Below are 13855 nucleotides of genomic sequence, written 5' to 3'. Positions count from 1 at the left end.
CGACGTCGCCATAGGATTGACCGCAACAGGTCTTCGAGGGGGCAGATCATGGGCGATCCGCTGTACGTCAATACCGAGGGTGTGCTGGGCATGGCCCGGGTGCACGACGCGGTCGCGGCCGGGCTCGGTCAGCTCCAGAACGGCGCGGGTCTCGGCCAGTCGGTCGGCCCGGCCGGTCCGGCGACGACGCACGGGCTGATCGCCCACGGCATGAATTCGGCGCTCGGTGGGGTGATGGCGCGGCGCGACAGCATCCTGCAGTCGACGGGCGCGGCCGGCCAGCAGATGTCCGAGCAGTTGCACCGCGCCGCCGAGGCCTACCGGGCCGGTGACGAGCAGGGCGCGCGTGGGCTGTCTTCGGCCGCCGAGGGCATCCCGGGCGGCGGGGCCGGTGGCGGCGTCAGTGCCGGCACGCCGGGTGGGCTCGGCGCGGCGGTCCCCGGCAGCCCCGCCGCCGGCGGTGGCGACGTGGCGCAGACGCTCGGGCAGGTGGGCCAGCAGGCCGGCCAGATCGCCCAAGGTGTGGCGCAGACATTGGGACAGATTCCGGGGCAGATCGCCCAGGGCGTGAGTGGCGTGTTGGGCGGGTTGCTCGGCGGACTGGGCGGGGCTGACGGTGTCGGCGCCGGCCATGCGGCGGGCACGGGACTGGGCGGAGCGAGCGGCTCGGGTGGCGTGGATTCCGTTGGGGAACATGACAAGCCGGACACCGACGACCGGGAACGGGAACGCCGGGATCCCGAACGCCACGAGAAGGGTGACGACGACAAGCGGATCCTGTCGGTCGAGCACCGCGGTCCGGCAAGCGGCACCGCCGACGGGAGCGGGGACCCGGCGGCCGGTCCGTCGGGCGTCGCCGCTCCCCCGCCGCGGCGTCCGGCCCAGACCCGGCCGCAGGACATCTAGATCGGGGCCGGGGCCTCACCCGGTGACCCGGAGCTGTCACCAAACCCGACATTGTCAGCCGATGTTGACAGTTTCAAATCGCAAGCGCCGCAGGAGAGCCGACACGCGGACCCGTGCACGCCGGTTTCACTCCAGCGTCATCCGCCGCTCGATGCCGATCGCATCGAGGAAGCGCTCGTCGTGACTGACCACGATGAAGGCGCCGCGGTAGGCGTTGAGCGCCGACTCCAGCTGCGCGACGCTGACCAGGTCCAGGTTGTTGGTCGGTTCGTCGAGCAGCAGCAGGTGCGGCGCCGGTTCGGCGTACAGCACGCACGCCAGTGTGGCGCGCAGCCGCTCGCCGCCGGACAGCACCGACACCGGTAGGTCGATCCTGTTGTCCTGGAACAGGAACTGCGCCAGCAGATGCCGCCTGCGGGTGATGCTGAGGGTCGGCGCCCAGGCCATCAGGTTCTCCAGGACACTGCGCTCCTCATCGAGCAGGTCGAGGCGCTGCGACAGGTAGGCGATGCGGCCGTCGCCTCGGATCAGGGTTCCGGCGTCGGGTTCGAGGTCGCCGTTGATCATCTTGAGCAGCGTCGACTTGCCCGCACCGTTCCGGCCGGTCAGGGCGATCCGCTCGGGTCCACGGATGTCGAGGTCGATTCCGTTGCCGGCGAACAACGTCCGGCCGCCGCGCTGGATGTTCAGGCCGGCCGCGCTCAGCACCGTCCGGCCTGCGGGCACTTCCGTGTCCGGCAGGTCGAGGGCGATGACGTCGTCGTCGCGCACCGCACGCTCGGCGGCGTCGAGGCGCGCCCGGGCATCGTCGACGCGCTGGGAGTGGACCTCGTCGGCGCGGCCTGCCGACTCCTGGGCATTGCGCTTGAGCTTTCCGGCAATGATTTTCGGCAGCCCGGCGTCCTTGACGTTGCGGGCAGCAGTGCCGGCCCGGCGGGCGGCGCGCTCGCGGGCCTGCTGCATCTGCCGCTTCTGCAGCTTCAGTTGCGACTCGGCGTTACGCATCTCATCGACAGCCGCTCGCTGCAATTCAGCGATCGCATCCTGGTACGCCGTGAAGTTGCCGCCGTAGAACTGGACGTCACCGTCACGTAGTTCGGCGATGCGGTCCATGCGGTCCAGTAGTGCGCGGTCGTGACTGATCAGCAGTAGAACGCCTGGGTAGCGGTCCAGCTCGTCGTAGAGCCGTTGCCGTGCAGCAGAATCCAGGTTGTTGGTCGGTTCGTCGAGCAGCAGGACATCGGGACGCCGCAGCAGTTGCGCGGCCAGGCCGAGGGTGACGACCTCACCGCCCGACAGCGTGCCGAGCACCCGATCGAGCGGGACGTCGAGACCGAGCCGGGCCAGCTGCGCCGTGCTGCGTTCCTCGATGTCCCAGTCGTCACCGATGGTGGCGAACACGGCCTCGGAGGCGTCACCCTCGGCGAGTGCCGCCAAAGCCGCCAAAACGGGTGCCACGCCGAGCATTTCGGCGACGGTCAGATCGGTGGCGAACGGCAGTGTCTGCGGCAGGTAGCCGAGCGTGCCGTCGACGGTCACATTGCCGCCAGTCGGCTGCAGTTCTCCGGCAATGAGTTTGAGCAGCGTGCTCTTCCCGGCGCCGTTGGGAGCGACCAGTCCGGTGTGACCGGCACCGACCGTGAACGACAGATCCGAGAACACTTCGGTGCCATCGGGCCAGGAAAACGACAAATGGGAACAGGAGATAGAAGACATGCAAGAGCTCTCGTGAGAGTGACAGGGCGAGGGCGTACTCCGGTTATCCGGAGATGTCTTCTCCCAGCATGTTTCGGCCCACCTCGGTTGGCAGCAGTTGCAAAGCCCACAGTACTCACGGGCGCAACTGATTTATTGCCGCTCAGTACCCGCGCAACTGATCCAGCTGTCGCCGTTCACGTTTGGTGGGCCGGCCGGCTCCGCGATCCCGGACGGGCACTGCCGGCATCGTCTCTTTGGCCGGTGGCGGCGGGCTGCGGTCGATCAGGCATTCCGGCACGACGGCCGCGCCGACCCGCTTGGCGATCGGGCGGATGACCTCGACGATGCGCTCGCGGCCATCGAGCCGGACCCGGACCTCGTCGCCCGGGCTGACCAGCTGCGCCGGTTTGACGGTGACGCCATTGACGCGGACGTGGCCGGCCCGGCAGGCGGCGGCCGCCAAAGACCGGGTCTTGGTGATCCGGACGGCGAAAATCCAGCTGTCGACGCGGACGCTACTCAACTTGTCAGATACCGCCGCAGCATCTCGGTGACGGCGGTGATGTCCGCCGTCGTCACGCGCTCGTCGACCTTGTGCGCCAGGTTCGGGTCGCCCGGTCCGTAGTTGACGGCCGGAATGCCCAGGGCGGCAAAGCGTGCCACGTCGGTCCAGCCGTACTTGGCTCGCACCTGGTCCCCGGCCGCGGCCACCAGCGCGGCGGCGGCCGGCTGCGTCAGACCGGGCAGCGCGCCGGCGGCGGAGTCGGTGAGCTCGATGCGGACATCGACACCGGCGAACACCTCGTGGACGTGCGCGAGGGCCTGCTCGACGCTGCGGTCCGGCGCGAACCGGAAGTTGACGGTGACCGACGCGGCGTCGGGGATGACGTTGCCGGCGATGCCGCCGTCGATCCGGACCGCGGACAGTCCCTCGCGGTAGACGCAGCCGTCGATGTCGACCGAGCGTGCCTGGTAGGCGGTGAGCCGGTCGAGGACGGCACCGAGCTTGTGAATCGCGTTGTCGCCCAGCCACGATCGCGCCGAATGCGCGCGGGTACCGGTGGCGTGGATGATGACGCGCAGGGTGCCCTGGCACCCGGCTTCGATGAGACCACCCGACGGCTCGCCGAGGATCGCGACGTCGGCTTTGAGCCAGTCGGGCAGTTCCCGCTCGATGCGGCCGAGACCGTTGGCGCTGGATTCGATCTCCTCGCAGTCGTACATGACGAGGGTGATGTCGTGCGTCGGCTCGGCGATGGTGGCCGCCAGGTGCAGGAACACCGCGTCGCCGGCCTTCATGTCGGAGGTGCCGCAGCCCCAGAGCTCGCCGCCGACGAGCCGACTGGGCAGGTTGTCGGCCGCCGGGACGGTGTCGGTGTGCCCGGCCAGCAACACGCGCGACGGCCGGCCCAGGTTGGTCCGGGCCAGCACCGCGTCGCCGTTGCGGATCACCTCGAAGTGCGGAGCCTGGGCCTTGATCGCGGCCTCGATCTCGTCGGCGATGAGCTGCTCGTGCCGCGATTCGCTGGGGATGTCGACCAGGGCGGCGGTCAGAGCGATCGGGTCGGCGGTGAGATCCAGCATTCAGCCAGATTAGCTGGTCACCTTTCACCCGCGAGCAGACGCAAAACTGTCGTTTTCACGGCCGAAAACGACAGTTTTACGTCTGCTCGCGAGGGGAGAGTGCCCCAGCTCACGAGGTTCAGGCGACGGCGCGCAGGGCCCGGATGGCAGGTGCCGTCGAGGCGCCGAGCAGTGTCGAGCGGTCGGCCGGGTAGCGCACGTCGATGACGGCGTCGTCACCGAACCGGTAGGGCTTGCCGAGAATCAAGCCCGCCAACTGCTTTCGCATCCGGGACAGCTCGGCCCGCACCGTGACCACCCGGCTCCGGTCGCCGTACAGGTCTTCGGCGAGCTCCGACGCCGAGCGCCCGTTCCGGTGGATCGCCAGCACCAGCAGGATTTCGGCGTGCCGTAGCGAGATGTCATGGCGCCATCCCCCGAACTCCCCGGCCATCTCGAGGACCGGGGCGGCGCGCAGGTCCAGGACGACGCGGGTGGCGGTGGCGTCGTCGTCGGCCGCGGCGGTGGACGGCCGGACCAGCCACCCGCCGGGCAGCATCTCGACGTCGCATCGTCCGAGGGTCGGGATCCACGCCCGCCCCGGGGCCAGTTCGTCGGGCAGCAGAATCCGATTGTGCAGTGGCATCTGGTCGACGGCGGCCACCCAGCCGTCGGCGTCGACCGCCAGCGCCGGACTGCCGATGCGGGCCAGGATGGGCGCGGCGACCATCCGCAGCCGGTTCAGCGTGCCCTCGTGCTGCTCGCGCAGGTGCGCTTCGGCCAGCCGGGCGACCGCGTCGACGAGCGCGACGGTGGTGGGATGCACCGTCGCGGCCGGGCCGGAGACGTCGACGACGCCGATGACCTGGCCGGTGCGCGGGTCACGGACCGGGGCGCCCGCGCAGGTCCAGGCGTGGTGGCTGCGCAGGAAATGCTCGGCGGAGAACACCTGCACGGCCCGGTTGGACGCCAGCGCGGTCCCGATGGCGTTGGTGCCGACGGCGCCCTCGCCCCAGTTGGCGCCTTCGACGAACCCGAGCCGGTCGGCCTTGCCCAGCACGGCCGCGGACCCGGACCGCCACAGCACACGACCCCGCGCGTCCGCCAGCACGAGGATGTTGTCGCCTTCGGCGACAATGGATTCCAGCCCGCGCGACACGTCGTCGAGCACGGCGAGCAAACCCGACGACTTGCGCAGCGCATCCAGACCGGACGATTCGATGACCGGCGGGATGTGGGTGTCGGGGTTGACGCCGCGGGCCAGCATCCGCTGCCACGACTCGCCGATGACGTCGCGGGGCCGCGCCGGCGCGCGGCCGCCGGACATGGTCGCGTCGTAGACAGCCGACATCAACCGCGCGTAACTGCGCGGGTCCTCGCCAACAGCTACCGCTGGTTCAGGCACGGCCGGGCTCTGCATCAACGCCGATTGTGCTCCGCATGTCAGCGATAAACCAGGCCGCCGTCGATGAGACCAGCCTGCCCGGTCATGTAGTCGGCGTCGGGCCCGGCCAGGTACGACACGAACCCGGCGACGTCATCCGGGGTTTCCGCACGGCCCAGCGCGATGCCGCCGACGAACTTCGCGTACGTCTCGCCGACCGGGGCGCCGGTGAGTTCGGCGAACCGCTTGTCGATCTCCACCCACATGTCGGTACCCACCACGCCGGGGCAGTAGGCGTTGACGGTGATGCCGTCGGCGGCGTGCTCCTTCGCGGCGGCCTGGGTCAGGGCGCGTACGGCGAATTTGGTGGCGCTGTACGGCCCCAGCATGGCGAAGCCGTCATGCCCGGCGATCGATGAGGCGTTGATGATCTTGCTGACCTTGCCGTGCGCCTGGTTGCCGAGTTCCTTGAATTTCGCGACCGCGGCCTGGATGCCCCACAGCACGCCGTCGACGTTGATCGACCACAACCGCTGCAGGTCCTCGGGCGTGACGTCGGCGAGCGGGCCGACCAGTGCGACACCGGCATTGTTGACCATGATGTCGAGCCCGCCGAGTTCGGTTGCCACATAGTCGACGGCGGCGAACACCTGGTCCCGAGCACTGACATCGGCGACGAAAGTGGTTAATTTGGAACCGATTTCGGATATCTCGGCGGCCACCTCCGCCAAGGGATCGGCTTCGACGTCGACGAGTGCGACGTCGGCGCCGTCACGCGCCAGCCGTAGTGCGATACCGCGCCCGATGCCACGTCCGGCCCCGGTGACCAGGGCTACCTTTCCTGCCAATGTCATTGCTGTTTCTCCGCTCATCGCGTCGGGTCGACCAGAACTTTCATCTTGTTCCCCGCATGCAGGGCCTCGAATCCTTCGGAAACCACGTCACCGATCGGGATCTGGGCCACCCATCCGCTGGTGTCATAGGCGCCCTGCGCCATCAACGCGATGACGGCCTCGAAGTCGGCGCCCGTGTAGCACAGCGAGCCCTGGATGCGGGACTCGTTCATCACCAGGTTCAAAAGCGGTGTCTGCAGCGGCTTTTCGTAGATCGCGACGCTCACCATCGGCTTGCGGGATCCGACGCAGGCCAGTGCCGTCTCCACAGCGGGCGTGACGCCGGCGGCGTCGTACACCGCGTCGGCGCCGGCGCCGTAGGTGTGGTCGGCGATGAAGCCGGGCACATCGATGACCGTCGGGTCGAGCGTGACGGCGCCGAGCGCTTCGATGGCCGCGCGCCGTGTCGGCGACGGCTCGACGACGAAGACCTCCTGAAGTCCCTTGCCGCGCAAGGCGAACCACAATCCGATGCCGATGGGACCGGCGCCGAAGACCATCGCGGTGTCACCGGATTCGACGTCGCCGAGGGTCGCCGCGTGGTAGGCCACCGACATCGGTTCGACGAGCGCGCCGAGTTCCAGCGAGACGTTGTCGGGCAGCCGGTGCAGCATGTTCGTCGGCACCACGGTGTACTCGGCCATGCCGCCGTCGGACATCAGGCCGTGGAAACCGATCTGCTGGCAGACGTTGTAGTTGCCTGCCGCACACGGGCCGCAGTGGTCGCATTTGTAGATCGGTTCGACGGCCACCCGGTCGCCCTCGCGCCAGTCCGTCACCCCGGCGCCGACCGCCGTGACGGTGCCGGAGAACTCGTGGCCCAGCGTGAGCGGGAGTTCCTGATGCGTCAGGGGGTGCGGCTGCGTGGGGACGAAGATGGGGCCGGCGTAGTACTCGTGCAGGTCGGTGCCGCAGATGCCGTTGAATCCGACCTGTAGTTGCACCTGGCCCGGCCCGGGAGTCGGGATGGCGACGTCCTCGACCGAGACTTTGTTGGGTCCGTAGTAGACAGCAGCTCTCATGCGACCAGTTGTATGTGACCGCGGCCACACCCCGACAGAGTTGCAGGAGGTTGCAACGCTGCAACGTGATGCAACTCTTGTCGGGAGTTGCGCCCTGGCTGTGTCCTGAGTCACATGACCGCAACACTGGAACCCACCACCGCCATCTCGCCGCAGCAGCGCGTCGAGAACTGGCTCGCCAACTTCGAGGCGGCACTGGCCGCACAGGACATCGACGCCGTCGTCGGGATGTTCGCCGTCGACAGCTTCTGGCGTGATCTCGTCGCCTTCACCTGGAACATCAAGACCGTGGAAGGCCGCGACCAGATCGCCGGCATGCTGCGCGCACGGCTGGCCGACACCACCCCGTCCGGGTTCCGGACCCGTGAACCCGCCACCGCCGACGGCGACGTGACATCGGCGTTCATCGAGTTCGAGACGGCCACCGGGCGTGGCTCGGGGCACCTGCGGCTGCGCGGCGACGAAGGTTGGACGCTGCTGACCACGCTGCAGGAACTCAAGGGCCATGAGGAGCGCAAGGGTGCGACGCGGGTGCTCGGCGCGGTGCACGGGTCCGACCCCGACTCGCGCTCGTGGGCCGAGAAGCGCGCCGAGGAAGAGGCGACGCTGGGGCGCGAGAAGCAGCCCTATGTACTGGTCATCGGCGGTGGTCAGGGCGGTATCGCGTTGGGTGCGCGGCTGCGGCAACTCGGAGTGCCGTCGATCGTCGTCGACAAGCACGAACGGCCCGGCGACCAGTGGCGCAAGCGGTACAAGTCGCTGTGCCTGCACGACCCCGTCTGGTACGACCACCTGCCCTACCTGCCGTTCCCGGCCAACTGGCCGGTCTTCGCCCCAAAGGACAAGGTCGGCGACTGGCTGGAGTTCTACACCAAGGTCATGGAGGTGCCGTATTGGTCGCGCACCGAATGCCTCTCGGCCACTTACGATTCCGAGGCCGGCCGGTGGACCGTCGAGGTGAACCGCGACGGCGAGCGCATGACGCTGCACCCGACCCAGCTGGTGCTGGCGACCGGTATGTCCGGAAAGCCAAGCATCCCGACACTTCCGGGTCAGGACATCTTTGCCGGGGAACAGCACCACTCGAGTCAGCACCCGGGCCCGGACCGGTACGTCGGCAAGAAGGTCGTCGTGGTGGGGTCGAACAACTCCGCGCACGACATCTGTAAAGCCCTGTACGAGAACGGCGTCGACGTGACGATGCTGCAGCGCTCGTCGACACACGTCGTGAAGTCCGACTCACTGATGGAGCTCGGCCTCGGCGACCTGTACTCGGAGCGCGCGGTGGCCGCCGGTATGACGACCGAGAAGGCCGACCTGACGTTCGCGTCGCTGCCGTACGCCATCATGGCCGATTTCCAGCGACCGATCTACGACGCGATCCGGGTGCGGGACAAGGACTTCTACGACCGGTTGGAGGCGGCCGGCTTCGAGCTGGACTTCGGCGACGACGACTCCGGCCTGTTCATGAAGTACCTGCGCCGCGGCTCGGGCTACTACATCGACGTCGGTGCGTGCGAGCTGGTAGCCAACGGTTCCATCAAGCTGGCGCACGGCCAGGTGTCACACCTGACCGAGAACGCGGTGGTGCTGGCCGACGGCACGGAACTGCCCGCCGACGTCGTCGTCTATGCGACCGGCTACGGCTCGATGAACGGCTGGGCCGCCGACCTCATGGGCCAGGAGATCGCGGACCGCGTCGGCAAGGTGTGGGGCCTGGGCAGCGGGACCGCCAAGGACCCCGGCCCGTGGGAGGGCGAACAGCGCAACATGTGGAAGCCGACGCAGCAGGAGAACCTGTGGTTCCACGGCGGCAACCTGCACCAGTCGCGGCACTACTCGCTGTACCTGGCGTTGCAGCTCAAGGCCCGGTACGAGGGCATCCCGACGCCGGTGTACGGGCTGCAGGAGGTCCATCACCTGCAGTGACGCGCGGTTCTCCCCGCTAGTCCTCTTCGCGAGCAGACGTAAAACTGTCAATTTCACCGCGAGAACGACAGTTTTGCGTCTGCTCGCGAGTGGGTGGTGCCCCCAGTTCAGCGCTGGTTCAGTAGCCTTTAGCAACGTGACTTCTGCATCCGGCATCGGCATCGCCACCATCACCTCCGACGGAACCGTCCTCGACACCTGGTTCCCGGCACCCGAACTGAACGCCGACGCCGCGGCCGGCCCGGTCCCCGCTGAGCTGGAAGCCCTCGTCGGCACCGACGAGGACCGCGGCGTGCGCACCGAGATCGTGCGCACCACCATCGCCTCGCTCGACGACAAGCCCGCCGACACGCACGATGTCTGGCTGCGCCTGCACCTGCTGTCGCACCGCCTGATCGCGCCGCACGGCGCCAACCTGGACGGCATCTTCGGCCTGCTGACCAACGTGGTGTGGACCAACTTCGGCCCCTGCGCGGTCGAGGGCTTCGAGACCGTCCGCGCCAAGCTGCGTCGCCGCGGCACCGTCACCGTGTTCGGTGTCGACAAGTTCCCGCGCATGGTCGACTACGTGCTGCCGAGCGGTGTGCGCATCGCCGACGCCGACCGGGTCCGCCTGGGCGCGCACCTCGCGTCGGGCACCACCGTCATGCACGAGGGCTTCGTCAACTTCAACGCCGGCACCCTGGGCACCTCGATGGTCGAGGGCCGCATCTCGGCGGGCGTCGTCGTCGATGACGGCTCCGACGTCGGTGGCGGCGCGTCGATCATGGGCACGCTGTCGGGCGGCGGCAAGGAGGTCATCTCGGTCGGCAAGCGCTGCCTGCTGGGCGCCAACGCGGGCCTGGGCATCTCGCTGGGCGACGACTGCGTCATCGAGGCCGGCCTGTACGTCACCGGCGGCACCAAGGTGACCACCGCAGACGGCCAGACCGTCAAGGCCAAGGAACTGTCCGGCTCGAACAACCTGCTGTTCCGCCGGAACTCGGTCAGTGGCGCGGTCGAGGTCGTCAAGCGCGACGGCACCGGCATCACGCTCAATGAGGCGCTGCACGCCAACTAGAGTTGGCTCACCGAAAGTGAGCTTGTGTGCGCGGTTTCATCGAAAGCTCGCACACAAGCTCACTTTCGTCGTTCAGGCCCAGGGGCCGACGCCCGTCACCTTGTCGATGGTGATGCGGGTGAGGTATCCCGGCGGCGCGCCGGCCGGTGGGAACTGGCCGTTGAACTCGGGCGCCATCACGTTGGTCAGTCGGGTCAGCACTTCGGGCGCCCCACCCTCGACGATGCGGGCGGTACCGCTGATCGCGAGGTACGGATTCACCGATGCGGCACCGCGGTCGGTGCCGATGATGGTGACCGCGACCCTGGGATCGCGGCGCATGTTGCGCAGCTTCTTGTAGTCGCCGAGGTGCGCGCTGACCAGTTCGTCGCCCTGCAGTTCGACCCACACCACCGAAACCTGCGGGCTGCCATCGGCATTCAGAGTCACCAGCGTTGCGTTGGCCCCGTCCCCGATCAGGGCGCGGGCTTCGTCTGTGAGTTGCATGGGATCTACAAGGCCGCGGCGGCGTGTGGCATTCCCGCCGGGAAAGAGCTTGTGCGCGTGGATCCGCCCAGCTCGTCGCCGCCGGGAAGTTGGAGGTTTTCCCCCAGGGACATCGGCGCACATTCATCGCTAGCGTCAATCCGGTGAGCACGACGACCGGCGACGCGGACACCTTGACGCCTACCGACCCCGAGGAGATTTCGGCACCCGAATGGACCGGCGCGCAGAAGCTGGCGTTCCGGCTGTTCTTCACCATCGGCGGCGGAATCCTGATCCTTTCGGTGTACGGCAATCTGGGCCTGAGCGTCTTGATGGCCCCGCTTCTGCAGGGGCTCGCAAACCTGGGCAGTTTCGTGACCCGCGGCGAGGGCGCGTACCTGAACATCGACGGCGGCGCTGATTCCCTGGCGGAGTGGTGCCTGCACCTCGGCTGGATCCTGGTGGCCCTGGTGATCACCGCGGTGTGGACCGCCCTGGACCGGCATCGACCGAACTACCGCAGTCTTGCCGCGCTGCTGCTGGTGTTCGCGCGGTTCGGTCTGGCCGTCTCGATGCTGCTCTACGGTCTGGCCAAGCTCATTCCGACGCAGATGGCCTACATGATGCTGCCCGGCTACCAGATCCAGATGGTCGGCGACGTCAGCATGATGAACACGCTGTGGGGTTTCATGGGCGCCTCGGACCCCTACTCGGTGGCCACCGGTCTGGTCGAATTCGCCGCCGGTGCCCTATTGCTGTGGCGGCGCACGTGGCTGCTGGGCGCGCTGATCGCGATCGTGGCCATGGCCCAGGTGTTCCTGCTCAACCTCTTCTACGACGTCCCGGTGAAGCTGGTGTCCGGCCAGCTGTTGTTCATCGCCGTCGCGATCACCACGCCGTACTGGAAAAGCCTGGCTCAAACGGTATTCCAGCTTGGCGCTCCCGAACCGGTCGCGCTGTGGCCGGCGCTGGGTTCCGGCAGGCGGTGGTTGCGCCGGACCGGCATCGTGGCGAAGTTCGCCATCGCAGGCGTCGTCGTCGTGCTGGTCACGACGTTCAGCGTCGTGACCTACCAGCAGATTCGGCACCGGGAATCGGACATCGACGGAGTCTGGCGCGCAACGTCATTCACCGTGGAAGGCGAACAGGCGACGCTGCAGCAGACCTCGCCGGCGCCATGGACGAATGTCGCGATCGCGGACCGGCCCGGCGACTACACGAGCTTCGTCACCCAGGTCCCGGCGGGTTATGTGACCGTCTACCTGTTCGAGATCCGCGGCGACCGGCTGGAGATCAAGAGGCACGAAGCGGATCCGCCCACGGTGCTGCACTTTCGCCTCGACGGTCCCGACCGGCTGACGTTGACCGGCACGGTCGACGGCAAGCACATCGAAGGCGACTACCAGCGACGGCACATGCAGCGCAGCGAATCTCACTTCCGGTTGATCCAGCCGGAGATCGAGGGTGGACCGGCCAGTCGTCTGCCCTAGACGAGGAGCTTCTTCTGCACCTTGCCCATGGCGTTACGCGGCAGGCTGTCGACGAGGCGCACCTCGCGCGGCCGTTTGTGCACCGAAAGCTGTTGCGCCACAAAGTCGATGAGTTCCTGCGCCGATGCGGACCCGACCACGAACGCGACGATGCGCTGGCCCAGGTCGTCGTCGGGCACGCCGACCACCGCGGCCTCCGATACACCCGGGTGCCCCAGCAGGACGGTCTCGATCTCGCCGGCGCCGACCCGAAAACCACCGGACTTGATCAGGTCCACCGACTCACGGCCGACGATGCGATGCATGCCCTCGCCGTCGACGACGGCCACGTCGCCGGTGCGGTACCAGCCGTCGTCACCGAGCACCTCCGCCGTCGCCTCGGGCCGGTTGAGGTACCCGCTGAACAACGTCGGCGTGGAAACCTCCAGGCGGCCAATGGTTTCCCCGTCGTGCGGTACCGGCGACCCGTCCTCGGCGACCAGCCGGGTCTGCACGCCGTCGAGCGGCAAGCCGACCCAGCCGGGCCGGCGTTCGCCGTCGACCCGGGTCGACAGCGTGATCAGCGATTCGGTGCTGCCGTAGCGCTCGACGGGTGCGTGCCCGGTGAGCCGCACCAGGTCGTCGAACACCGGTACGGGCAGCGCCGCACTGCCGGACACCAGCAGGCGGGCGCCCCGCAACGCCTCGGCCGCGGCGGCATCGGCGACGACGCGGGACCACACGGTCGGCACGCCGAAGTACAGCGAGCCGCCCGCCGCCGCATACGCGGCTGGTGTCGGTTTCCCGGTGTGCACGAAGCGATTTCCGATGCGCAGCGAGCCCAGCAGGCCGAGGATCAGGCCGTGCACGTGGAACAACGGCAGGCCGTGCACCAGGGTGTCGGCCGGGGTCCAGGCCCAGGCTTTGGCCAGCGCATCGATGTCGGCCGCGATGGCGCGACGGCTGATCAGCACGCCTTTCGGCAGACCCGTGGTGCCCGAGGTGTACATGATCAGCGCCGTCGAATCCGGCGAGGGCTCGGCGTAGCGGTGCCAGGACCGGGCGTGCAACCGGACCGGAACAACCGGTAGCCCTTCGGTCTCCTCGGGCGCCTCCCCCAGCCACGCCTGCGCCCCGGAGTCGGTGATCATGTGCCGGCGTTCGGCGGCGCCGACATCGGCCGGCACCGGAACCACCGGCACCCCCGCGATGAGGCAGCCGGCGATGGCCAGCACCGTCTTGGCGGTCGGCCGGGCCAGCACGGCCACCCGCGACGCCCCCGCGACGCGCTCGGCCACCGACGTCGCGGCCCCGACCAGATCGCTGCGCGACAACGCCGTGCCATCGATGCGCACCGCGTCTTCGAGATCGTGTCCGGCGGCGACGGCGGCCGGGTTCAGAGAGGTCAGCAGCACATCGCGAGGCTACTCGCCTGTCCGGATGCACCGAACGTCCAGCGTCGGTAA

At 68.5% G+C, this 13855-nt stretch carries 12 protein-coding genes; 4 read left to right on the top strand and 8 right to left on the bottom strand.

Features of this window, described 5'->3' with window-relative positions:
- Window positions 1–48 precede the first annotated feature (48 nt).
- On the top strand, window positions 49–906 hold the full coding sequence (locus ACJH6H_RS19405) for a type VII secretion target (protein WP_406775603.1): 858 nt from the start codon (window positions 49–51) through the stop codon (window positions 904–906).
- Between the two features lie 126 nt (window positions 907–1032).
- Here ACJH6H_RS19405 and abc-f read toward each other — a convergent pair whose 3' ends face one another.
- The 6 genes from abc-f to ACJH6H_RS19375 all read right to left on the bottom strand — a co-directional run bounded on the left by abc-f (window position 1033) and on the right by ACJH6H_RS19375 (window position 7466).
- A complete protein-coding gene (abc-f, locus tag ACJH6H_RS19400; RefSeq protein WP_406775602.1) occupies window positions 1033–2622 on the bottom strand; it encodes a ribosomal protection-like ABC-F family protein in 1590 nt (529 codons plus the stop codon).
- Window positions 2623–2764: 142 nt separating this feature from the next.
- Window positions 2765–3127 (bottom strand): RNA-binding S4 domain-containing protein, encoded by a 363-nt coding sequence (locus ACJH6H_RS19395; protein WP_073697652.1) that lies wholly within the window; start codon window positions 3125–3127, stop codon window positions 2765–2767.
- Window positions 3124–4188 carry a succinyl-diaminopimelate desuccinylase gene (gene dapE / locus ACJH6H_RS19390; protein WP_406775601.1) on the bottom strand — a complete coding sequence of 355 codons (1065 nt, stop codon included), beginning with the start codon at window positions 4186–4188 and terminating at the stop codon, window positions 3124–3126. Before dapE ends, ACJH6H_RS19395 begins: the two co-directional genes overlap by 4 nt.
- Window positions 4189–4306: 118 nt before the next feature.
- Window positions 4307–5587 carry a GAF domain-containing protein gene (locus tag ACJH6H_RS19385; protein WP_318986206.1) on the bottom strand — a complete coding sequence of 427 codons (1281 nt, stop codon included), beginning with the start codon at window positions 5585–5587 and terminating at the stop codon, window positions 4307–4309.
- Window positions 5588–5610: 23 nt separating this feature from the next.
- On the bottom strand, window positions 5611–6405 hold the full coding sequence (locus tag ACJH6H_RS19380) for an acetoin reductase (protein WP_346416963.1): 795 nt from the start codon (window positions 6403–6405) through the stop codon (window positions 5611–5613).
- 14 nt (window positions 6406–6419) lie between these two features.
- The gene (locus ACJH6H_RS19375) at window positions 6420–7466 is read right to left on the bottom strand and encodes a 2,3-butanediol dehydrogenase (protein WP_406775600.1); all 1047 of its coding nucleotides are present in this window, start codon (window positions 7464–7466) and stop codon (window positions 6420–6422) included.
- 114 nt (window positions 7467–7580) lie between these two features.
- Between ACJH6H_RS19375 and ACJH6H_RS19370 the strand changes: the two genes are divergently transcribed.
- Window positions 7581–9395 carry an NAD(P)-binding domain-containing protein gene (locus ACJH6H_RS19370; RefSeq protein ID WP_406775599.1) on the top strand — a complete coding sequence of 605 codons (1815 nt, stop codon included), beginning with the start codon at window positions 7581–7583 and terminating at the stop codon, window positions 9393–9395.
- A gap of 136 nt (window positions 9396–9531) precedes the next feature.
- On the top strand, window positions 9532–10455 hold the full coding sequence (gene dapD, locus ACJH6H_RS19365) for a 2,3,4,5-tetrahydropyridine-2,6-dicarboxylate N-succinyltransferase (RefSeq protein ID WP_406775598.1): 924 nt from the start codon (window positions 9532–9534) through the stop codon (window positions 10453–10455).
- A gap of 72 nt (window positions 10456–10527) precedes the next feature.
- Here the strand turns inward: dapD and ACJH6H_RS19360 are convergent, their stop codons facing one another.
- Window positions 10528–10941: a PPOX class F420-dependent oxidoreductase gene (locus ACJH6H_RS19360; protein ID WP_318986211.1), complete on the bottom strand. Its 414-nt coding sequence runs from the start codon at window positions 10939–10941 to the stop codon at window positions 10528–10530.
- A 143-nt stretch (window positions 10942–11084) separates the two neighbouring features.
- Here ACJH6H_RS19360 and ACJH6H_RS19355 point away from each other — a divergent pair, with 143 nt between their 5' ends.
- On the top strand, window positions 11085–12410 hold the full coding sequence (locus tag ACJH6H_RS19355; protein WP_406775597.1) for a hypothetical protein: 1326 nt from the start codon (window positions 11085–11087) through the stop codon (window positions 12408–12410).
- Here ACJH6H_RS19355 and ACJH6H_RS19350 read toward each other — a convergent pair.
- Entirely contained in the window at window positions 12407–13804 is a 1398-nt protein-coding gene (locus ACJH6H_RS19350) for an acyl-CoA synthetase (RefSeq protein ID WP_406775596.1), read from the bottom strand. The two genes, ACJH6H_RS19355 and ACJH6H_RS19350, sit on opposite strands and share 4 nt — an antisense overlap.
- Window positions 13805–13855: the final 51 nt, after the last annotated feature.

Origin of the sequence: Mycobacterium sp. SMC-21, from assembly GCF_045310825.1 — a bacterium.
Taxonomy (GTDB): Bacteria; Actinomycetota; Actinomycetes; order Mycobacteriales; family Mycobacteriaceae; genus Mycobacterium.
Note: the sequence above shows the minus strand (reverse complement) of the source record. Positions and strands in the feature narration are given on the sequence as shown.